Source organism: Fibrella musci, from assembly GCF_041321105.1.
GTDB classification, from domain to species: domain Bacteria; phylum Bacteroidota; class Bacteroidia; order Cytophagales; family Spirosomataceae; genus Fibrella; species Fibrella musci.
In genome coordinates, this window is the sequence record NZ_JBGGWD010000003.1 from 327,611 (window position 1) to 349,506 (window position 21,896).

General features: G+C 57.5%; 14 protein-coding genes. 7 read left to right on the forward strand and 7 right to left on the reverse strand.

Annotated elements, in window-relative coordinates:
• Positions 1-69: 69 nt before the first annotated feature.
• The 6 genes from ACAW74_RS11235 to ACAW74_RS11260 all read right to left on the reverse strand — a co-directional run bounded on the left by ACAW74_RS11235 (position 70) and on the right by ACAW74_RS11260 (position 10,279).
• Positions 70-378 carry a hypothetical protein gene (locus tag ACAW74_RS11235; protein WP_370698294.1) on the reverse strand — a complete coding sequence of 103 codons (309 nt, stop codon included), beginning with the start codon at positions 376-378 and terminating at the stop codon, positions 70-72.
• Positions 379-526: 148 nt separating this feature from the next.
• Complete coding sequence (locus ACAW74_RS11240; RefSeq protein ID WP_370698295.1) at positions 527-850, reverse strand: hypothetical protein; 324 nt, start codon at positions 848-850, stop codon at positions 527-529.
• Between the two features lie 40 nt (positions 851-890).
• Positions 891-1,214: a hypothetical protein gene (locus tag ACAW74_RS11245; RefSeq protein ID WP_370698296.1), complete on the reverse strand. Its 324-nt coding sequence runs from the start codon at positions 1,212-1,214 to the stop codon at positions 891-893.
• Positions 1,211-7,600 carry a DUF6443 domain-containing protein gene (locus ACAW74_RS11250; protein WP_370698297.1) on the reverse strand — a complete coding sequence of 2,130 codons (6,390 nt, stop codon included), beginning with the start codon at positions 7,598-7,600 and terminating at the stop codon, positions 1,211-1,213. Before ACAW74_RS11250 ends, ACAW74_RS11245 begins: the two co-directional genes overlap by 4 nt.
• 512 nt (positions 7,601-8,112) lie before the next feature.
• The gene (locus ACAW74_RS11255; RefSeq protein ID WP_370698298.1) at positions 8,113-9,009 is read right to left on the reverse strand and encodes a porin family protein; all 897 of its coding nucleotides are present in this window, start codon (positions 9,007-9,009) and stop codon (positions 8,113-8,115) included.
• A 199-nt stretch (positions 9,010-9,208) separates the two neighbouring features.
• The gene (locus ACAW74_RS11260) at positions 9,209-10,279 is read right to left on the reverse strand and encodes a sensor histidine kinase (protein WP_370698299.1); all 1,071 of its coding nucleotides are present in this window, start codon (positions 10,277-10,279) and stop codon (positions 9,209-9,211) included.
• Positions 10,280-10,500: 221 nt separating this feature from the next.
• On the opposite strand from ACAW74_RS11260, the gene ACAW74_RS11265 reads away from it, so the two are divergent.
• The 3 genes from ACAW74_RS11265 (at position 10,501) to ACAW74_RS11275 (ending at position 14,348) form a co-directional block, all read left to right on the forward strand.
• Complete coding sequence (locus ACAW74_RS11265; RefSeq protein WP_370698300.1) at positions 10,501-11,658, forward strand: NHL repeat-containing protein; 1,158 nt, start codon at positions 10,501-10,503, stop codon at positions 11,656-11,658.
• 114 nt (positions 11,659-11,772) lie between these two features.
• Complete coding sequence (locus ACAW74_RS11270; RefSeq protein ID WP_370698301.1) at positions 11,773-12,885, forward strand: glycoside hydrolase family 18 protein; 1,113 nt, start codon at positions 11,773-11,775, stop codon at positions 12,883-12,885.
• Positions 12,886-12,962: 77 nt separating this feature from the next.
• Positions 12,963-14,348, forward strand: a complete 1,386-nt coding sequence (locus tag ACAW74_RS11275) for a DUF4403 family protein (protein ID WP_370698302.1) — start codon at positions 12,963-12,965, stop codon at positions 14,346-14,348.
• Positions 14,349-14,384: 36 nt separating this feature from the next.
• On the opposite strand, the gene ACAW74_RS11280 is transcribed toward ACAW74_RS11275, so the two are convergent.
• The gene (locus tag ACAW74_RS11280) at positions 14,385-15,773 is read right to left on the reverse strand and encodes a sensor histidine kinase (protein WP_370698303.1); all 1,389 of its coding nucleotides are present in this window, start codon (positions 15,771-15,773) and stop codon (positions 14,385-14,387) included.
• A 139-nt stretch (positions 15,774-15,912) separates the two neighbouring features.
• On the opposite strand from ACAW74_RS11280, the gene ACAW74_RS11285 reads away from it, so the two are divergent.
• From ACAW74_RS11285 to ACAW74_RS11300, 4 genes are all read left to right on the forward strand, one after another.
• A complete protein-coding gene (locus ACAW74_RS11285) occupies positions 15,913-17,235 on the forward strand; it encodes a glycosyltransferase (protein WP_370698304.1) in 1,323 nt (440 codons plus the stop codon).
• Positions 17,236-17,421: 186 nt separating this feature from the next.
• Positions 17,422-19,113, forward strand: a complete 1,692-nt coding sequence (gene ggt, locus ACAW74_RS11290; protein ID WP_370698658.1) for a gamma-glutamyltransferase — start codon at positions 17,422-17,424, stop codon at positions 19,111-19,113.
• A gap of 530 nt (positions 19,114-19,643) precedes the next feature.
• The gene (locus ACAW74_RS11295) at positions 19,644-20,708 is read left to right on the forward strand and encodes a sensor histidine kinase (protein WP_370698305.1); all 1,065 of its coding nucleotides are present in this window, start codon (positions 19,644-19,646) and stop codon (positions 20,706-20,708) included.
• On the forward strand, positions 20,705-21,739 hold the full coding sequence (locus tag ACAW74_RS11300) for a sensor histidine kinase (protein ID WP_370698306.1): 1,035 nt from the start codon (positions 20,705-20,707) through the stop codon (positions 21,737-21,739). Before ACAW74_RS11295 ends, ACAW74_RS11300 begins: the two co-directional genes overlap by 4 nt.
• The last annotated feature ends 157 nt before the right edge of the window (positions 21,740-21,896 follow it).

The window sequence follows — 21,896 nt, forward strand, 5'->3', positions numbered from 1 at the left end:
AATGACGACGCAGCCAAATGACAATGAATGACCACGAATGACGGCGTAGCCAAATGACAACCAACTTCCCTACCGCCCAATCGGAATCAGATAGCCGACTGACAGTTTACCATTGAGCAGGTTACCATCTGAGTCGCTGGATGTCAGGTACGTGCCGCGGGCTTCGATGTGCAGGCTACCCGGTCCGGCTTGAAGGGCGGCCACCGTACCCGTTTTGTGGAAACGCCCTTCGCTATGCGCCGCTTGCAGCAACGTACCTGACCGCCACAGCTGATGCCCCACGTAGTCGGTCCACACCCCGGCCCGGTCTTTCTGGCGCCGTTTCACCCCCGCCGCGTCGTACTGGTACTCGATGGTCTGCCCATCCACGAAGGTCACCTTGCGGGGCCGCTTCAGGTAGTTGTACTCGGCAATACCTACTTATTAGTTCGTATACAAGTCTGTAAAGTCAGGCAAGGCAACTAGTGCTATTGCAAGGCCTGTTGGCTATATACAAGTAAAATGGCTTTACCAACTAATTCACGGGTCAATAATTCGACTCATATGCTTCTACTACCTTGATCAATCCTACTATGTGCTGGTTAAATTCAGGCAGTTTTTCAGCAGGGATCCAAAATTCAGTGTGCATACTACTGCCTACTGTTTCCACATTAAAACGTTGCAAGTACTCGCTGTCGACATCAAATTGAGTGACGTACCCATTGCCATATGCTGGAACGTTCCACTCTACAGTTATTTGTCGAGCATACTCAATATTTGTAACAGGGTAGAAAAAAGGCTGTTGGGGCAATCTTGGCGGGAATTCGGTCCAGTTCAATTGCTCAATCAAGGAAAGTTCAACCTTATTCACAGGACGAAACAGAGTTATAGTCATTCTTTATTCACTGATTTTAACTCGTTGGAATAAACTCCAAAGTATCAAGACCTAATATCTCCAACTCACCAATACTTTCGTAGGGTACGCCCCAAAACATTTTGTCTCCAACTTTCACGTGTTCCCATATTTTCGAATTAATAGTGAGCATGGCTACATCGCATATCTCACCAGGTAACAATACTGGTTTCGACATACTACGCCATTCCGCAGCAGTGAAATTAGACTCATCTAGCCACAAAGAGCAACGTAAACCCTCCTTTACAGGCTTATAAAATCCTCGTTGATTGGTGGTTTGGTAATGAACCCTAGCTGTAATAAACTTGTCGTTAGCCTTCATTCTTTGAGAATCATTATAGTTTGTTTCGCCTTATTGAATAAGTTCATGTTTTGGGGATTTACCACAGCGGCAGGATGACCGTCAAGTTCTTGTATTTGGACTAGTCTATGCGGACCAACAATACTGACAGGGATGTTTATGACTATTGTGTAGGGTTTAGCGAAAGACGTTGATTTCCAAAATTCTAACCCCTGCGGCGTAAACCAAAATTCCTTCACGTCTAACGAAGCACCGTTTGTGCCAAAATTATAACCCTTTCTTATAAAACTACTGAGTTCATTTTCGCCCACGTTTCGATACAGAGGAATGTATTTCTCCGAGTCTCTTGTTGCTGTCTGGTCCCCATGCAAGATAGCTCCACTAGCTAACATCGCCAGCCCAGCCCCGAACCCTGTTGCCGCCAATCGGCCAATGCTGGCAAGGCCTTCCAGCGTCGCCACCGTCACTTCCTCCACCATCGTACCCACTTTGCCTAGCGTTGACGCCGTGCCGACCAACACCGCTCCGGCTCCCGCGTCGGCTTGTTGAGCCTGCGGCTGCGGGGTGGCCTGTTGGGTACGTCCCTGCTGCGAGTTCTGTTGAGTTGGTTTAGCCTTCTTGTTTTTGTCCCCCGGCCCGTCCTGATTGTTGAGCGCCGAGTAGGCCCCCAGCCCCTGCTGCTCGGCCCGGCCCGCCAGAGCCTCCTGTTCTCGAGCCCACTTCGCGTACTCATCCGTCGAGAGCATCCCCGTGGGATCGGTGGCCCCCACCGGGTTGTTGCCTACGTACCCAACCGGCGTTTGGGGGTAGGTAGCCTCCGCCAGCGGGTCGAGCTGCCAGAAACGAGGCACAACCGGGTCGTACACCCGCGCCTTGGCATCGTACACCCCCAGCTCAACCAGCCGCTCGTGACCGCTGAACACATACAGATTCGCAAAGGTGGTGCTCGACGTACCTGTGAGCGTGGGCAGGCTCTCACCCCAGGGCCCCAGCCCCTCCCACTGCACGGCCTGGGCAATAGTGCCACTGCCCCCCACAAACGCCACCCGCAGGTTGCCCAGATGGTCCCCAAGCCCCCACTCGTAGCGGTAGGTCGGGGCGGCCACCGTACCCGTGTTGGTCAAACGCCCCTCGCCATGCGCCGCTTGCAGCAACGTACCTGACCGCCACAGCTGATGCCCCACGTAGTCGGTCCACACCCCGGCCCGGTCTTTCTGGCGCCGTTTCACCCCCGCCGCGTCGTACTGGTACTCGATGGTCTGCCCATCCACGAAGGTCACCTTGCGGGGCCGCTTCAGGTAGTTGTACTCGATGAGGGTGATCTCTTTACCGGCATCGCTCTTCAGCGAGCCATCGGGCCAGTAGCTGTAATCGGGGCCCGAGGTACGATCCGTGAAGCCCGCCGCCTCGTTGCTGGTATCCCAGATGCCGCTGATCCGGTTGCTGTGGGTGCTGGTATAGCTGTAGGCCAGCCCGTCGATGGCCCCCCACTGCCCGTTGGTCTTGCGCCCGTGGCGGATCAGCGTCAGCAGGTTGCCGTTGGCATCGTAGGCCAGCGTGGGCAGGCTGTAGTCTTCGCCCGCCGCCCCGGCATACTGGGCTTTGGTGAGGCGGTTCAGCCCATCGTAGTCGTACGTAAAGCTTCGTTCGGTGTTATCGGCCCCACCCCGCCAGCGTTGCCGACGGATGTTGCCGTCGTAGTAGGTCGTATCGGCTTCATAGTCGAGGGCCAGCGCAAACAGCTTACCGGCCTGCAGGTTACCTGCCGCATCGGCATTGAGGCCTTTCAACCCGCCCCGGATGTGCCAGGTATACTCTACGGTCTGCAACGGGTTAGCCACGTTGGCACCCTCATAAGCCGTACCTACCAGCCCCAGCTTCATACCTTGCTGAAACTTGAGCACACCCGCCAATCGGAGTTGGCCGGCCGGTAATACGGGCGTTATCACGCTGACGGTGTGGCCGGGCTGAATGCCCACCAAGGCCGATGTACTCGGCACGCCCCCCCCCTGCCAGGTCGATGTTCCCTGCCAGGGGCCACTTTGGGCACTCAGGTACGTTCCCTGAGCGGCCACACCGCCCAGTAGCTTCTGCTTCAGTCGCCCGACGGCATCGTAGCGGTACGTAGCGATGCGCTGCCGGGCCTGATTGTTTATCTGATGATCGACCGTCAGCGGGCGCCCCATCGGGTCGTAGCTCCACTCGGTCAGTTCCGTTACGTTGCCGATACTTGTGCGCCGGGCGAGCAGTTCCCCGTTATGCCGATAGCGCATATCGGTGCGATTGAGGCGTCCGGTTACGTCCTGAGCATATTGCTGAATAGGGCGGCTTTTGGCATCGTAGTAGGTAAGGCTACGATACCAGTCTGCCGTTTCCAGATTGCGCACCAGCCCGCCCGTTGGCAGGCCTGTCAGGTTGGTCAGCTGCCCCTGCCCGAAAGCTGCGGTGGCATTGAAGGTATAGCTATTGCCCGGCGAAGTGGTGCGGTCCAGCCAGGTGTAGTCGTCATAATAACTCACGCTCCGCATCCCGGCTTCGCCTACCACGTAGGCGGCGGGTACGCTGCTGTTGGTATATCCCAGCACCGCGCCTGCTGCCGTACTGCGGCTCTCGTAGAGCGTACCCGCGAAGGCGTCAAAAGCCGCCTGATGGCTGCTGCGATCCGTTGAGGCCACTACCCGGCCGGTGCGTACGGGTCGGCTCAGGGCGTCGTAATGGGTAAAACTCCACTCACCCCCATCGGCATCATCCTGCGTCAGCACGGGTCGGTCAAGCCGGTCATAAACGATACGCTGCCAGCCCCCGCCAGGTACGTGCTTTTCGATCACCCGACCTTTACCATCGTACCGATAGGCGTAACAGCCCTCCAGCAGCAGAGGGTCGCTGTCGCTGACCGTTACCCCCGCCGTAACGGCGGAGGCATTACCAGCCTGTTGGGCCGCCTGCAGCTTGAGTGGTCCAGCCTTGGCTGTCAATCGCAAGTCGCCGCCCGGTGTCAATGTGGCCGACATGGTTCCCAGTTGCCCATGTGCTTTTGGCGGCACCACGTATCGCAGTTGGCCCAGGTCATCATAAATGTAGGACGTAAGCTGAAAGCTGCTGAGATCACCCGCCAATGCCTGCTGGGAGCGAGTCAGCACCCGGCCGGCTTTGTCTTTAAAGTCAATACGATACAGGCCTCGTTCCGTAATCGTCTGCGTGGCGTAGACAGACGAGGAGGGGTAATTGCCCGACGTACTGAATCCACCCGTAACAACCGTATAGAGCGGCACCTCGTTGCCGCCGGTAGCGTAGCGAGTCTCCACAAACTTATCTTTCTGTGCATTGCGAAATGCCTGCCCCGGCCCGTATTGTCGTAGCGGACGAGCCAGTGGCGTATTTTCAAACAGCGTTTCCTGAATCGGTCGGGCATCATTGTAGAAAGTGGCTGCCAGCGTTTCGGCATCGGCCCGATAAACGCCCAAAGCCCCGTCGCCACGCGTAGGAAGCACTTGCCGCCCCGGCCGGCCGTAGGCATCGTACAAGGTTGTGGCGCCCACGGCATCGACCCCTTCGGGAGTAACCTGCCAGTTCACCGTTTGCAGCGGTCGGCCTAGCCCATCGAGGTAACCAATCTGCGTCTGAGTTTGGGCCGGCGCCGTACTCATCGCCGTCTGCGCCTCGCGGGCCAGTTGGGTCACTATGTAGGGCAAGGTGCCGGAAGGCGTTGCCCCGATGCCTGCCGGCGTTGGCTGACCAGGCAGGTGATAGGCATACTGCGCCAGCAGGTTATTGTCGGTATCGCGGCTACGGAGCAACCGCCCAAATCCATCGTATTCGTAGCGGGTCACGTACCCATTCAAGGCCGTCTGGCTGCTTAGCCCCAGCAGCGGAGCGTACTCGAACGCCCCCATGCGGGCCAGCGCCGACCCGTCCGACCCGCCTCCAACGGTGTAGGCCCGGGGTTTGTCGGCCCGCCCACCATCGGTAAAGTAAGTCAGGCGGGTTGTTTGTCCATTGGGTTCGCGGTAGCTCGTCAGGTTGGCCCGGCTGTCGTAACCCAGCAGTTCGACTCCATTTTGCAGCGGTCCGGTTCCAATTCGGTAGTCGATGCGGGTGGGTAAATAATAAATCGCCATCGACGGTCCCGAAAAAGAACCGTAGGTGGTCGTTTCCAGCCGAATGGGCGTCGTATTCGCCACTCCCGACGGGTTGGTTTCGACTAAGCTAACCTGCTTTTCGATGACGGGACTAATCTGATTCAACCCCGTCATGGCCGATAGCGTGGGGTTACCCGTGAAATCGTAAGGATACTTGAGTGTAGTTTCCAGCAGGCGACTGGGTGGCGACCCCGCCAGCATGGTCAGCGACACGGCTTTTGAGTCGGATTCGGTAATGCGGGTGGGTTGCAGGTACGTGGCGTTCGCGTAGCTGAAGGACGTCGTGTGACTAATGCGGCTCCCCTGATAGTATTGTGTTTCGGTCTGGCTTAGCTTCTGCACCCAGCCCGAGTAGGCAAAATAGCCCTTATTGTTAATGAATGTTTGCCCATTGACGTTCAGAAATACCTCCCAGAAGTAGGAGCGCGCCCGGCTACGCTCAAGAAGCGCATAGGTCCACAGGGTTTCACTGATCAACGTACCATGGCTGAAGTGGCTCACCGACCGGGGTAGTGAACGGGCCATGCTCAAGTCACCCGTGGGCCCCGCCAGCCTGTGCAATACCCCATATGAATACCCCAGCGAGTCGGCGTAGTCGCGGTGCCAGGTGAAGCGATGCTGCGTAAGCTGCTCACTACCCGTCTGCACAGAAACGTTGAAGTAATAGACCGGATTTCGGGCCATCTGCCAGAATGGATCCGAACGGTACACTGAGTAGGTTACATTGCAGGCTGCCTGCCCGAAGCCGCAGTTGTATTCCAGTGGCAGCGCCATGCCATAAGCTGCCTGATTGCTTAGCTCGGCCACTACACCGCTACTGAGGGCGGGATTGTCAAACTTGGTATAGCTATACTGCCGTACAATGGGGGGGCCACCCCAAAGAGGCGAGTCGGTGGTTGTCTTTAGTCGCAGCCCTCCGTGGGGTAGTCGGCCCAGGAGGCCCTGAGCCTGCCCCCGGCTATTGAAGTAGGTCGAGTCAGCGCGCACGAAGCTGAACTCATTTTGCTCGTAGTCGAAAGCCGTTGAGCCACCGGTCGGGTAACGGATTCGTTGAAGAGCACCCAGCCGGGTAGCGGCCAGATTTGGGGTGCGATTGCCGCCCAGTTGGGGAACCAGCGTGGTATTCGCCGTTTGGGCGTTGTAGAAGTTCCAATGGTCGATTCCGAAAGTAGTACCGTCCACCGAGGTAGGCCGTTTGCCCCAATAGTCGAAGCGATAGAGCGAATCTGTCCGGCCATCGGCCTGTTGCACCACACTCGTCAGCAGGGCGGTGCGGTCGTAGTCGCCGTAGCTGAACAGGTACGTGCGGCGCAAGGTTGAGTCTGTAGCCGAGGTCTTGGCCCAAACCGACAGCCGCCGGGTCAGCCGCATCGACAAACTATCTTTCGTCGTGATCGTCAGTGTCCAGTTGGTGGCCCGGATGTGAGTAAGGTGGTTTTCGGCATGAGCCGATTGATTAATGGTTTCTTCATACTGCGTACTTCCCGTTCCAGAGATAGGAGTCAGTCGGGCCGACCGCCGCGTCGACGTCGTGCGCTGGTTGATGATGCCGTTGGCGTTGGGGATGCAGTGGTTAGCGTACGTAAAGTCGAGTTGTCCGGCCTGCGGGCTGATGATGCGCGTCAGGTGCCAGGCGTTGACAATCCAGTCGGAACCGTTGTAGCCTAATTCGATATTAGTCAATGGCCGCTGTGTACAACTGCTCATACCAAAGACATAAACAGTGCCGTCTTCTGCTGTCAGCCGGAAGCCCATGATATTGCGCTGCGGCATGCCATTGATAGGCGAAGCCGTGTTGCACAGCACCCAATCAATTAGCAGCTTACGGTCAGATACGATCTTGAACTGACCATCCTCACCAACGAAAAACTGGCCGCTGAGTGGCCCAGCCTGAAACGAAAACAGGTCGGGCTGCCCATCGAGTGAACCATCAATAAAACCCTGGGGGCAGCTCGTACAGATGACCTTCCCGTTGGTGTTGAGTAGGTTGCCAATTTGGGTCCGGCTATAATAATATCCCTGCTGGCCACCAGCTCCCTGGTTCTTTTCGTCCTCGATACCTCGCACGGTACGGGTAATGGTCCCTCCGGCTAGCAAGGCCCAACCGTGCCCCAGTGGTCCGGCTTCGGCGGACGGGATAAAGCCCGGGTAATTGTAGGCCAGACCCACCGACCAGTTAATATCCTTATCGGCCTCCGCGACTAGTGTAAGATTGGGATTGGGTAAGCCATTGCTGAGGTTGACAGGAATATCGCCGTAGCGGCCCAATGAGGCAGCGTTAGGCGATGGAGGTAGAATGGAGGGAATATAGCTGGCGGTAATGGCAGCCGGTGCATAGAGTGAATCTGTTCGTAAAGAATCCGTTGGAGTGTGTTGTGCTATAGCTGAACACGAAAACACAAGGCAAAGCCCGGCAAGGCTGAGTTGCTTCGTTCTAAAGGACATAGTTGACACAGAGAAAGGTGTGGCATTAGGTATGGAATCAACAATCAGTCTTTACGCTACTTATTCATGCAAACTAGGCACAAATAACACTAATCATCGAAACCATCCAAACACTTATACCATTACCTTATGTCACTTTACAGATAAAAATTGCAAACTACTCCGCCTGTTAAAATTCCTGCTTTGCCGATAGGTATGATAAGTCGCGGAACGATATAAAAACAGCGATCAAGAATCTGACATGCCCTGATTCGTTTCAACCTCAACATAGGCAAGCCATCTGTATCCGTACCGACGGGCCGAAGCCCATCGGTACGGATACAGATGGCTTGCCCCTATCGCCCAATCGGAATCAGGTAGCCAACTGACAGTTTACCATTGAGCAGGTTACCATCTGAGTCGCTGGATGTCAGGTACGTGCCGCGGGCTTCGATGTGCAGGCTACCCGGTCCGGCTTGAAGGGCGGCACCGATACCCAACGAACCACCGTAGTTGACGCGGCCATCGTTCGGTCCTGGTTCGATCGGGGCTTCGCCGGTTTCGCCATCCGCCCGCACCGACAGCGTGCCACCGAGCAGGTACGTTGCCGTGGGGCCTGCGTTGACGAAAAAGCGCGCATTCGACTGCCCAAACGTGTATTTCAGTAACAGCGGTACTTCAATCACGTTGAATTTGAATTGCAGGTAATTCGAACCGGCCACGGCTTTAAAACCGTATTGGGCATAGAGTATTTCGGGTTGCACCGTGAAGGCGCGGCGGCCAAAGCTCAGCACGGCGCCGGCGTGGAAGCCCGTGACGGGGTCGATTTGCGCGCCACCCAGATCGGCAGCGTTCAGGCCGCTTACCGAGCCCGCGCCAAAGCCGGCCCGGAAGCCCACCCGGAAGCCGCTATCTTCGCCCGACCGGGCAACCGCTTTAGCCTGTACGACAGGGGCCGTTTTGGTTTGCGGGCGTGCTACCGGGGCCGCCGTGGCGGGGGTGGCAGCCGCTGGTTTCTCGACAACGGCGGGGGCTGGTGCGGCCGCTGCGGTGCTGGGTACGTTGGGGGCAGGAGCCGGTGTGGCCGACGCCTTAGCCATAATCATAGGGTTGGCCGGTGCCCTACGAACGGCTGGCCTGTTGGCCGATGAGCGGGCCGTTGAGGCCGCCGACTTGCGCGGTGCGGATTTGGTCTGGGCCGACAAACTAACAGGCAGCGCGACCAACGCGAGGAAAAGTATTGACTTGTTCATGGTAAGAGGAAGGTGCCGAAGCGGCGTTTACTGTTCGATTACGCCGTAAAGTTGGCGCCTCCCCTACCGGCCCGAAACGCGTTTCGGTATGGATCGTCTTTTTCGCGGGTTGAACTGGCAGAATACGCCACCTGGCGCGTAGGTTGGCACGCAACGCTGACGTCACCTGAAACACGACTGCACTCAGGACAGATTGGGCCTATGCGCGGTTTTCGGCCACAGGGCGGGCCTCGGTGGTGGGGTGTAGCAGGGGCAGCGTCACCCGGAAGCACGCGCCGTTGTCTTCGATAAGGGGCGCGGGCTGGCCAAGCATCTGGTATTTGGCCAGAATGTTGCTCAGCCCCACGCCGTTGCTTAAGGCCCGGCTGGGTTTTCGCTGTAGGGTGTTGCTCACCACCAACCGCCGCTGGTTGTCGGTGGCAATGGTGATCGTGAGTGGCTGCTCGGGTAGCACCACATTGTGTTTAACGGCGTTCTCCACCAGCAGTTGCAACGTCAGCGGTGGCAGCTGGCAGGCGTCCAGTCCTGGCTCAATATGGGTCACCAGCGTCAGTGCATCGCCGTGGCGGGTTCGGAGCAGGTGGTAATACGAACTGATAAAGTCCAGCTCACCCGCCAGCGTCACCAGCGACGCGTCGTTGCTCCGCAGCAGATACCGATAGACCGAGCTCAGCTCTTCGGCAAAGGCACCAGCCTGACGCGGATCTTCCTCGATGAGCGAAATCAGCGCATTGAGGCTGTTGAACAGAAAGTGCGGGTTGACCTGCTGCCGGAGCGCGTCGAGTTGCGCCTGAAGCTGGGCTTTATTGAGCGTGTCGACCTCGCGGCGCGATTGCTGCCAGTAATCGTAGCTTTCGATGCCCTCGTAGGTGATCACAACCAGCGCCACGATCACGAGGGTATACAGAATGGCGAAGCCTAACCGAACGGGGTCGGCCGCGAAGTTGGGCAGGTCGATGGCCCAATACACGCCAAACAACAGGCTCACGTTCACGCTGGACGTGATAGCAGTACCTATGTAGCGAATAATGGCGCGTTTCAGGTACTGGCGGGGATCGGTAAAGGTGCGGTTGGTGTAGTGCGCGACCTGGTTGTTGATGAGCCAGTTCAGGAACGATTCGACAAACGCGATACCGGTAGCCAGTAGCAGCGTCGTCGGATGTTGCCAGTAAGCGTCACCGATCAGAATCCAGTTGAGCAACCCGATATACAGGGGCAGCACAAGGATCTGAAGCAGCCAGTCGTAGCGAGAGTAGCTCAGCGACTTCATGAACAGCAGAACGAAAAGAGTCAGGTACCCAAAGCTACAGAATTGCGCGTAATTGTTTACCAACTCAGCCATCCATAACGTTCGCGTTGACTATCAGGTACGTGCATCGTTCTGAATGCAGTATAATGCGGTTTCACCGGCGGGGTTTACCGGTTCATCGGAGTCAGCGCTCGGGGGCAATCGGCACCCGTGCAGTTTTGGTCCATCGAACATAACACAACATGCGCTCCGGCGACCTCCCGATGAACCGATCTACTACCTCTCTGCTGTTGCTGACAGCCATGCTGGGCACATTAGCCTGCACTAAACCCCCTACCGACCCTATTGTACCAAGTACGCCGGGCACCCCAGTCGGCAAGAAACCCTACGTGACCATCACCACCATTGCAGGCACCGACACGCAGAAAGGCTTTGTCAACGGTAAAGGCAAAGCGGCCAAATTCAATTACCCCAGCCAACTGGCCGTCGACAAAAACGACAACCTGTACGTCATCGATCAGCGCATCAGCTACTATGGCGGCAGCGTAATCCGCAAGGTCGATCCGGCGGGGAACGTCACGACGTTTGCCGAAGGACTGGCCTCCGTTACAGACTTGTGCGTTGACCCCCGCGACGGGGTTACGCTCTATGCCATCGAAAGCGGCGACGCCCTCGGCGTACCCAACGGCATTTTCCGCATCAGCAACACCGGGCAGGTGACCCGCCTGAGTGGCGGCCCCGACCCCGACGGCGGCTATTCGTTTGGTTATCGCGACGGGCCACTGGCCAGAGCCAAGTTCAACAGCCCCTGGAGCATTATCATGGACAAAGCCGGGATGCTCTACATCGGCGACGGGCGGAACCATTGCATTCGCAAGGTCGATCTGAGCACCAATACCGTGTCGACCTTTGTGGGCAAACCGCTGGAGAACACGGCCGTCTGCAAATACGCCGATGGGAAAGGCGCGGCCGCGCAGGTCTGCACCGTCGAAGACCTCACCCTCGATCAGGACGGTAATCTTTTTATTCCGGACTGGGGCAACAACAGCGTCCGGATGGTCACGCCCGACGGTACCATGTCGACGTACCTGAAGTTGAGCACCGGCTACACCCCCGACCGGCCTCGTAGCCAAAGCGGCGTGTACCAGCCCTACCGGGTGCAGTATGACCCGGTCAACAAACGGCTGATCGTGGTGGTAGACACCGGCAGCGGCCTGATTATGGTGACGCCCGACGACTACGTGCACAGTCTGGGTCGCGTGCTGTCGAGCGATTACGCCGATACGAGCCCCGGCACCACGCATGGCACCTACAGCATGGCCGTCAACAGCAAGGGCGAGCTGTTTACCCTCGATACCTACAACCACTGCATCCGCAAACGCGCTATCAGTTGGCAGTAAGCACGCAACGGTCGCGGCGGTCCAGGTACGTTCGCTTTAGCGCATACGTACCTGGACCAGCATTAGCTTTAGGGGCAGGTACGTCTTTACCGTTGTAAACCGCAACGTACCCACATGCTTCGTCTCCTTCTCCTCGCCAGTACGGTCGCTCTTTCGCTCCTGACCATCAGTTTCAGGCCAAAACCCAAACCCATCGTGCTGGCCTACGTGGGCGGCTTTCGGGGGCTTGTCGATACCGAGGCGATCGCCGTGGAGAAGCTGACGCACATCAATTACGCCTTTGTCGACGTAAAAAATAACCGGGCGTGGCTGCACAACCTCGCTACCGACTCCACCAATTTTCGCCGACTGAACGCCCTGAAACGCCGAAACCCGGACCTGAAAATCCTGATCTCGATTGGGGGGTGGGCCTGGAGCGAAAACTTCTCCGATGCCGTGTTGAGTGATACGTCGCGCACGGCGTTTGCCGCTTCCGCCGCCGCTATTGTCCGGGACTACGGACTGGACGGGGTCGACATCGACTGGGAATATCCGGGTATGAAAGGCGAAGACAACGTGTTTCGGCCTGACGACAGGGAAAATTTCACCCTGATGTTCAAAGCCCTGCGCGAACAACTCAACGGCCTTGGGCAGCAAACCGGCAAATCCTACCTGATTACCACGGCCCTGCCCGGTTTTCCGGCGATTTTCACGCACACCAACATGGCCGAGGCGCAGCAATACCTCGATTACATCAACGTGATGTCGTATGATTTCTTCACGGGCGGCCCACAGGCCGGGCACCACACCAACCTGTTTCCGTCGGGTAAGGTCGACGATGAGCAGTCGGGCGACCGGGCCGTGACCTTGTACCGGCAGGCGGGTGTTCCGGCCAGTAAGCTGGTGCTGGGAGTCGCGTTTTACGGGCGCGCCTGGCAGCTACAAACCGCCGACCCTGAAGCCTTTCCGCGCACCATTACGAAAGTCGAGCGGGGTGGTGGTTACACCTTTATCAAAGACAGCCTGCTCACCAACCCGGCCTACGAGCGCCGCTGGGACCGGCGGGCCAAAGCCCCCTATCTCTACAATGCCGCCCTGCGCCGGTTTGTGTCGTACGACGATGAGCAGTCGGTAAAAGCCAAGTGCCGGTACGTTCAAAAACACGACCTGGCGGGCGTGATGTTCTGGGAGTATTTCAGCGACCCCAAAGCCTATTTGCTGGGCACCATCGAGCAGGCGTTACACTAGATACCGGGGTTGATCGTAAACAGACGGCTTTCCCAAAGGTTACTTGAACGTAGATGCACATTCACTCCTTCCGTTCAATGAAGTTACCTGTACTCAGCCGGTATGGACTGGGGCTGGCGTTGCTGTTGTTATTGAGCCAGTGTCAGCGCGTAAATCCAGCCCCGCCTAAAGCCGAAGGCTTCGATGCCCCCTTGCCAGAAACCAAGTCATTCGTAGCCGGGTCGCTTACGTTTCAACTGACGGAGCTGGAAGAAAAAATCAACCGGGAACTTGATCCGGTGCTGGTGGGGAAAGGCACATCCGGCGGAAAAAAGGGCAGCATCTTCCCGTTCCGGGTGGCGCGGTCGGGGAAGGTGCGCATCGCCTACGTCGATCAGCAGCTTCGGTTTTCGACGCCCCTTCAGTTGTGGGTTGCCAAGCCCTTCAGCGGCGACCCCGCCCCGCCCGACAAGCCCTTCTGCGCCCTCGACATCGGCTTTCAGAGCCCGCTGACCGTAACGCCCAACTGGCGGCTGGCCAGCCGGGTACAGTTTACCCAATTTAAGTGGATCATCAAGCCCGAAATCCGGATTCTGGGGCAGGAAATCGAACTGACCAATCTGGCGCAGCGGCTGCTCGACCGGTACCAGTCGAGTATTGAAGCGGCCATCGACACGGCGATTTACAAGGAGTTGCGGCTCGATCAGCTGGTGAGCCCAATCTGGCGGGATATGCAGAAACCCCTGCTCATCGACCGGCAATTTGGGTTGTGGCTGTTGCCGAAGCCGGTGGCCGTAGCAGCCAGCCCCATCACGGGCAATAACCAGAGCATCACGTCGCACCTGGGTATTACGTTTGAAACCAAAACCGAAATGAAACCGCAGGAACCCGCACACACGCCCACCATACTGCCCACTCTCCAGAAGCGGGACCAGTTGCCGTCGGTGTCCGATCTGCACCTGACGAGTTCGATTCCCTATGCCGACATCAACCGGATTCTGGCCCTCAATCTGGGTAAAAAGCCGCCCAAACTGGCGCTGGGTACGTTGACGATCAGGAAAGTGTCGGTCTATGGCGGCCAACAGTCGCTTATTGCCAAAACCGAGGTGAGCGGGCTGCTCAACGGCACCATCTACCTGCGGGGCCGACCCGAGTTCGACACGCTCACCAACACGCTGGTTGTAAAGAATCTGGATTTCGACCCCGGCACCAGCGATGTTTTATCGGGGCTAAACAACCGGCTGGTGCACAAGGGGCTGGTGCGGCTGCTGGGTACGTTGCTGACCATTCCGCTGGGCGACGATATCGCCAAACTGCCGCAGAAAATAACCGAGGCTTTTGCCAAAGGTAAACCGGGCGAAAAAACCAGTCTGGCTATTCAGGATTTTCGGTTTACGCCGCAGCAGATCGCCATTCGGCCCGACGGCGTTCAGGCCCGTATCCGGGTGCAGGCGAAGGTAGCGTTGCAGGTGAAGAAGCTCTGAGTAACGACTAATCGCCGCTGCCGTTTTCCCGTCATATCAGCTAGGCAGCGCGCTTTTACGGGAAGGGGTATTGGCGGGAACTAAAGGCAACGTCACCCGAAACCAGCCGTCCACCTCCTCGATCAGCGGTAGTGGCTGTTGCAGCAACTGGTATTTTTCGGCGATGTTCGACAAGCCAACCCCGTTCGACTCGACCCGAACGTTGCGGTGTTGCCGGTTATTTTCCACGATCAGCTGCCCCGCCGCCGAGGTGCGAAGCCGGATCGTCAGGGGTTCTTCGGGTAGCACGCGGTTATGCTTGACGGCATTTTCGACCAGCAATTGCAGCGTCAGTGGCGGCAGACTGGCCTCCAGTAAGGTTTCGTCCACGTTCACCACTGGCTGAATACTGCTACCAAAGCGGGTTTTCAGCAGGTGGAAATACGACTGAATGAAATCCAGCTCGGCGCTGAGAGGCGTCAGCTCCTGATCGGCAGCCCGCAGCAGGTAGCGGTATACATTCGACAGTTCATCGACGTAATCGGTTGCCTGCCGGGGGTTTTCATCAATCAGCGCCGACAGCGTATTGAGCGCATTGAACAGAAAATGCGGATTGACCTGGCTCTGGAGCGCACGCATCTGCGCCTCGGTATGCTGCTGCCGGAGTTGTTGCAGGGCCAGATCGGCCTGAAGTTGCTGGCGCAGGTGCTGTTCGCGCTCGCGCATCAGTTCCTGCTCGGCCATCAGTTGGCGCACGGCCTGCTGGTGCTGCCGGTACGACAGGCCCAGCGATACGCAGGCCAGATCCAGCAGAATGCCGACCTGCACGATAAACCCCAGATTGAGGGGTAAGGGCATGCTTTCCAGTTCTTTGGCGCTTAATTCCTGGTGGGTGAGCACCGAAACCGAGGCCAGAATTTCACTGATCCAGAGCGCAACGGTACCTATAACAAAGAAGCGGGCCAGCTTATCGGTTTGTTTGACCTGCGTGAAGAACGAGTAAATGATGGTCAGGTTCGTGCCCAGAATCACCACCAGCCGACAGATGGTCAGCCAGGTTGCGTGCCAGCTGGTTTGCCAAAGCGACGAAAATAGATTGAAATACACCGTTGGCAGCGTCATCAGCAACCACGTCCACTGCATCAGACGGTACCAGCGCATCAGGCGGGTTTGCGGCGCCAGATTCAGGAAGACAATGGCCAGTTCGAGGTACAGCAACGAGAACAGCGGCAGATTGATCGTTCGCAGGAAAGCAATGATATGTGCCGGCTCATCGATGAACTGAATGCCGAACGAAACGACCCACACCAGAATATATCCGCTGTAAAGGAGGTAGATTCGTTCGCGCCGGATGACCCACTGCACGAGGTTGGCCGCCAGTATGATGGTGGCACCACCCGTAAAAAAAAGCAACCACTGTTCGTAGGTGGGGAAAGATAAGGCCATAAGCTGCGTCAAACCGGATTCAGAACGAAGTTACATACCCGTTGCTTCACAGCGAGTTTATGACGCTTCATCCGATTATCTATTGGTCAGGGCTTTGGTTAACGGCCATTTTTGGGGAAACGTCAAATCAGAACAAGACATGACACCCCAACGCATCCTCTTCGCCACCATGCCCTTCGACGGGCACTTTAGCCCCCTCACCAACCTGGCCGTTCACCTTAGCCAACTCGGGCACAATGTCCGCTGGCTCGTGGGTGGGCACTACGGCGAGAAGGTAACCCAGCTTGGCCTGCACCATTACCCGTATGTAAAAACGCGCACCGTCAACCAGGAAAACTTGGATCAGCTCTTCCCCGAACGGGCCACCATCAAAGGGGCGATTGCCCGCATTCGCTTCGATTTGAGCCAGATTTTTCTGCTTCGGGTGCCCGAACAGATCGAGGACCTCAAAGCCATCTACGATGAGTGGCCGTTCGACATCCTCGTGCAGGACCTGGGCTTCGTCGGGGGTACGTTCCTCCGCGAACTGCTACCGGTGAAAGTGGTGGGCGTGGGCGTGGTACCACTCACCGAATCCGACGACTGGGTACCCCCGACCAGCCTGGGCATGAAACCACAGGCAAGCCGGTTGGGTCGGCTGGTGAGCCGCCTGCTCAACTACCTGGTGCAGGATGTCATGCTGAAACCCGCCAACGACCTGCACAACCAGTTGCGGGAGCAATACGGTCTTCAGCCGGTGCCGGGTTTTCTGTTTGATGCCGCCGTTCGGCAGGCCGACCTGTACCTGCAAAGCGGCGTGCCGGGTTTTGAATTTCCCCGCAAGCGCATCAGTCCCAATGTGCGGTTCATCGGTCCGATGTTACCCTATGCCCGGGCGAAAAAGCAGCCGTTCGAGCAGGCGATCAAAACGCTGGCTCACAAGCGGGTGGTGCTCGTGACGCAGGGCACAGTCGAACGCAACGTCGAGAAGATCATCGTGCCCACGCTGGAAGCTTACAAAAACGACCCCGACACACTGGTGATTGCCACTACGGGTGGCTCAGGTACGTTGGCGCTCCGGCAGCGCTATCCGCAAGCCAATTTCATCATCGAAGATTTCATCGATTTCAACGCCGTAATGCCGTACGTGAATGTATACGTAACTAACGGCGGTTATGGCGGCGTGATGCTGGCGCTGCAACACAAGCTCCCGATTGTGGCCGCAGGTGTGCACGAAGGCAAAAACGAAATTGCCGCCCGCATCGCCTATTGCCAGGTGGGTGTCGACCTGCGCACCGAAACGCCTGCTCCCGACCAGATTCGCCGGGCCGTGGCAACCATCCTGAGCAACGAAGTCTACCGGCGTCAGGTACGTCGGCTAAGCGAGGAGTTTGGCCAGTATAACCCGAATCAGCTGGCCGAAGGCTACATCAACGAATTACTGGCTCAGTCGGTTGGCAAACCCGCCGCCGTTCTGTCATGAGCCGTGCCCTGCCCGATGCCCGCTCGTTCGGCAGGCGATGAAGCCCCTCAGCAGCACCCGCCCCAGCGTCACGACTGCGCTCACTGATCCGGCCGGGTCCGTAAGTGCAGTCGTGACGCTGGGGCGGGTGGTTAAAATCTGCTATTTTAGCTGATGTTAACCTCCTGTCGAATGCATACAGTTATAATGCGTCTGTTGCTGGCCGGGCTTTTCGTAGCCGGCGTTTTGTCTGCCCCCGCCCAGGACCGCCTGACGGGTAAATCGTTTGCAACGCGGGCGGTGGTCATGGCCCAGAAAGGCATGGTCTGCACCTCGCACCCGCTGTCGACACAGGCCGCCATCGACGTGCTGCGCAAAGGCGGTAACGCCATCGACGCGGCCATTGCCGCCAACGCGATGGAAGGTGTGGTGGAACCCCACGTCAATGGCATCGGCGGTGATCTGTTTGCCATTGTCTGGGACGCTAAAACCCGCAAGCTCTACGGCCTGAACGCCTCGGGCCGGTCGCCATACAGCCTGACGCTGGCCGAACTCAAGAAGCGCGGTCTCACTCACATTCCGTCGGCCGGGCCGTTGCCGGTGTCGGTGCCGGGTTGCGTGGATGGCTGGTTTGAACTGCACAAGCGGTTTGGCAAAACGCCCATGCCCGACCTCCTGTCGCACGCCATCCGCTACGCCCGCGAGGGGTATCCCGTCCACGATGAAGCCGCCTTTTACTGGGGCAGCATGATTGCCCGAATGGGTAAATTCCCGAACGTGATGGACGTGTATGCACCCACGGGCGCTGCCCCAAAACGGGGTGAGCTGTTCCGGAATCCGGCGCTGGCCAATACGCTCGACAAGCTGGCTAAAGGCGGGCGCGATGCCTTCTACAAAGGCGACATCGCCCGCACGATCGACGCGTTTATGAAGAAAAACGGGGGCTTTCTGAGCTACCGTGATCTGGCCGAACATACCTCCGACTGGATCGACCCCGTCTCGACCAACTACCGGGGCTACGACGTGTGGGAACTGCCGCCCAACGGGCAGGGCATTGCCGTGTTGCAGATGCTCAACGTGCTGGAAGGGTACGATTTCTCGAAAATTCCGTGGGGAAGTCCCGAGCACATCCACCGGTTTGTGGAAGCCAAAAAGCTGGTGTTTGAAGACCGGGCGAAATACTATGCCGATATGGCTTTTGCCAACGTACCTGTGCAGGAATTGATTGCCAAACCCTACGCCGCCAAACGCCGGGCACTGATCAACAACGACCGGGCGGCAGCGAGCGTGGAAGCAGGCAATCCGGCCCTGAAAGACGGCGACACCATCTACCTGACCGTAGCCGACAGTGACGGCAATATGGTCTCGCTGATTCAGAGCAACTACCGCGGATTTGGTTCCGGCATGGTGCCCGACGGCCTGGGCTTTACGTTGCAAAACCGGGGCGAGCTATACAGCCTGACGGACGGGCAAAACAACACCTACGCGCCCCACAAACGGCCTTTTCACACCATCATTCCGGCGTTCATCACCAAAGACGGGCAGCCGTTTATGAGCTTCGGCGTGATGGGCGGCAGTTTTCAGCCGCTGGGGCACGTGCAGATTGTGATGAACATGATCGATTTCGGCATGAACCCGCAGGAAGCCGGCGACGCCCCCCGGATCGACCACGCGGGTTCGTCGGAACCGACCGGCGAGCGCGGCACGGGCGTCGGCACCATCACGCTCGAATCGGGTTACCCTTACGAAACCATCCGCGCCCTGATGATCAAGGGGCATAACGTGGGCTATGGGCTAGGGAGTTACGGCGGCTATCAGGCCATTATGTACGACGCCAAAAACAAGATTTACCACGGCGCCACCGAGTCGCGCAAAGACGGGCAGGCTGCCGGGTTCTGAGCGCGTCAGGTACGTTACCAGCCCGCTATGCCATCCGGCATGGCGGGCTTTTTTATGGAGATAATTCGTTCTGGTTTCGCAGCCAAAGCGCGTTCCTCTCCCGGCTGGTGCTTACGATCAGGGACTTACCGGCTCTGTACCCAATTGGCACAGGTTATGCGCTTTCAGCAGCCCGAAGCTGGTCAGGCCAATTGCTGACGGGTTTGTTCCGCTTCATCAGTCACTTTTGTTGTTTCGCCCGTCTGCCGATTGAGTCGAGACGATCAACAGATTAGTTTTGGTCAACAGCCAATTGACCAGGCTCCCTGTAAGCGCACAAAACCCGCTCATCAATCGAATGCCGTGGAGTATAGCCCGCCACTACGCCTCCGGTAAGTTGGATAGCCGCTGGCCGAGCCCCGGCCTGCCGGAACGTACCCAGCCCGGCGCGGAACGGGTTTTCTGGCCAAAACCACGCCAGGTTGCGGGGTTCGGCGCTGTGAGATAGCTTGTAGAATTGGTACGTTTGTAATCCCCTCTACCTTATTCCGTTGGAACGCCCCAATGATGTCTGGCTCCGGGCCATCTGCATACCGCTCGTCATTCTGATGACGAACCTGCTGTATCTGGAAGACAGCCACTACGACCTGGTTGCCTACGCCATCTGGTCGGCGGTGGGGATTGGCTACGCGTTACTGATGTGGGAAATAACCATGCGCTGGCTGCTGTTTGTGCGGCGGCGCTACACCAGCATCGGGCAAACCCGGCGGCGGGTACTGATCACCTTCGGGGGATACTTCGTGATTACCTCATCGTTACAGGCCCTGATCATCTGGCTGTCCGACGTCACGAACGTAGCCACCATTCCCATCACCTGGACCGTCTATGCCCGCCTCATCACCGTGGGGCTGGTCTGCGTGCTGTTTGTAGGTACGTTCTACGAACTCACTTATTACATTCAGAAATACCGCGAAGCCGTACAGGAATCGGAGGCGATCAAGAAAGTTGGCCTGCAACGCCAATACGACAACCTCAAAAATCAGGTCAATCCGCATTTTCTGTTTAATAGCCTGAACTCGCTATCGGCGCTGATTACCGAAGATCGCAGCCGGGCTGGCCTGTTTCTCGATGAACTGTCGAGCGTGTATCGCTACCTGTTGCAGGCGGGGCAGCGGCCGTTAGTCACGCTGGACGAAGAACTGACGTTTCTACAAGCTTACCGCTACCTGCTCGATACCCGCTTCGGCGACTCGTTGCGCTGGGAGATCAACATCGGCGATCAGTACCTCGACCAATGGTTACCGCCGCTGTCGTTACAGACGTTGATCGAAAACGCCCTCCGCCACAACGTGCTGTTACCCGACCAGCCGCTGACCCTGCACCTGTCGACGCAGGCCGACGGATCGCTGGTAGTTGGCAACAGCATTCAGCGCAAACGGGCCGTTGTGCTCACTCAGCAGGGGGGCCTCAGCCTCCTGGCTGTCCGCTTCGAAGCGCTCCGTTTACCGAAACCCCTCATTACCGACAACGGTCAGCAGTTTGTGGTGCGCCTGCCGCTGGCGCGGAAAGAGCAGGTACTGGAAACCCTTTCGCTAACGAATGCGCCCATGAAATGAAAGCTACGCGCTATTCCAATCAGGATGAACTCTTGCAGTTGGTGATCATTCCCCTCTACGTGGTCATTCTGAACACGATTTTACTGGGAAATCGCTACTGGCAGGACTGGCGTACGCTGGTATTTGCCACGGTGGTGGCGCTGGTGCCTGCCTTTGCCACCTGGCTGGTCAACAACATAGCGGGATTATATGTCAACCGGCTCTTTCCACACCTCAGCCAGATTCCTACCCGGCTGCTGTGGTTGATAGGCTGGTGTTTGTGTTCGGGTAACGTTGCCGTAGTGCTTATCTACAGCATATACGTCTGGGCCGATGGCCTGCTGCTTCCGTTGCAGCCGGGGCGGCTGGGCTGGGCGATGGTCTACGAACTGCTGGTGGTGATCCTGGTCATTACACTCTACGAGGGCGTCCGGGCGTTCGAACGCTGGGAACAGAAGCTGCGCGAAACCGAAGAACTCAAGAAAGCCAACCTGCAAAGCCAGTTTGAAAGCCTGAAGAGCCAGATCAACCCACACTTTCTCTTCAACAGCCTCAACACGCTCTCATCGCTGATCGAAGAAGACCCGCAGCAGGCCGAGCTGTTTTTGGAAGAAATGGCGAGCGTGTACCGCTACCTGCTTCGCAGCAACGAGACCCAACTGGCTACGCTGGCCGCCGAGCTGGATTTTGCCCAGTCGTATTTTCATTTGCTACGTACCCGCTATGGCGAGCACATCCATCTCGACCAGGATGTAGACATCCAGTTTTATGAGCGGCTGCTCCCGCCGCTGACGCTGCAACTCCTGCTCGAAAACACGGTCAAACACAACGTAATTCTGCCCGAACAGCCGCTGACGATTCAGATTCAGAGCCAGCCGGATGGGCACCTTGTTGTGCGCAACAACCTGCAACGTAAAAACAGCCGGGTGCTGTCGAACCAGATTGGGCTGGTCAACATCGCAACGCAGTTCCGGCTGTTGGGCGGCGGCACGATGCGCGTCGACGACGATGGCCTTTTTTTCTCCGTCACGCTGCCCCTGTTGCAGCCGTAGGTCGTTTGAAAACGGCCCAACACACGACCTGATTGCCCGTTCCACAAAATGGAACAGGTTTCCAACGGCGGGAATTCAGGCGAAGCTCACATATACTAAATAACTGATTATCAGTGAATTTATAGTACTGGCACAAATTTCGACTCATGGCTGATCA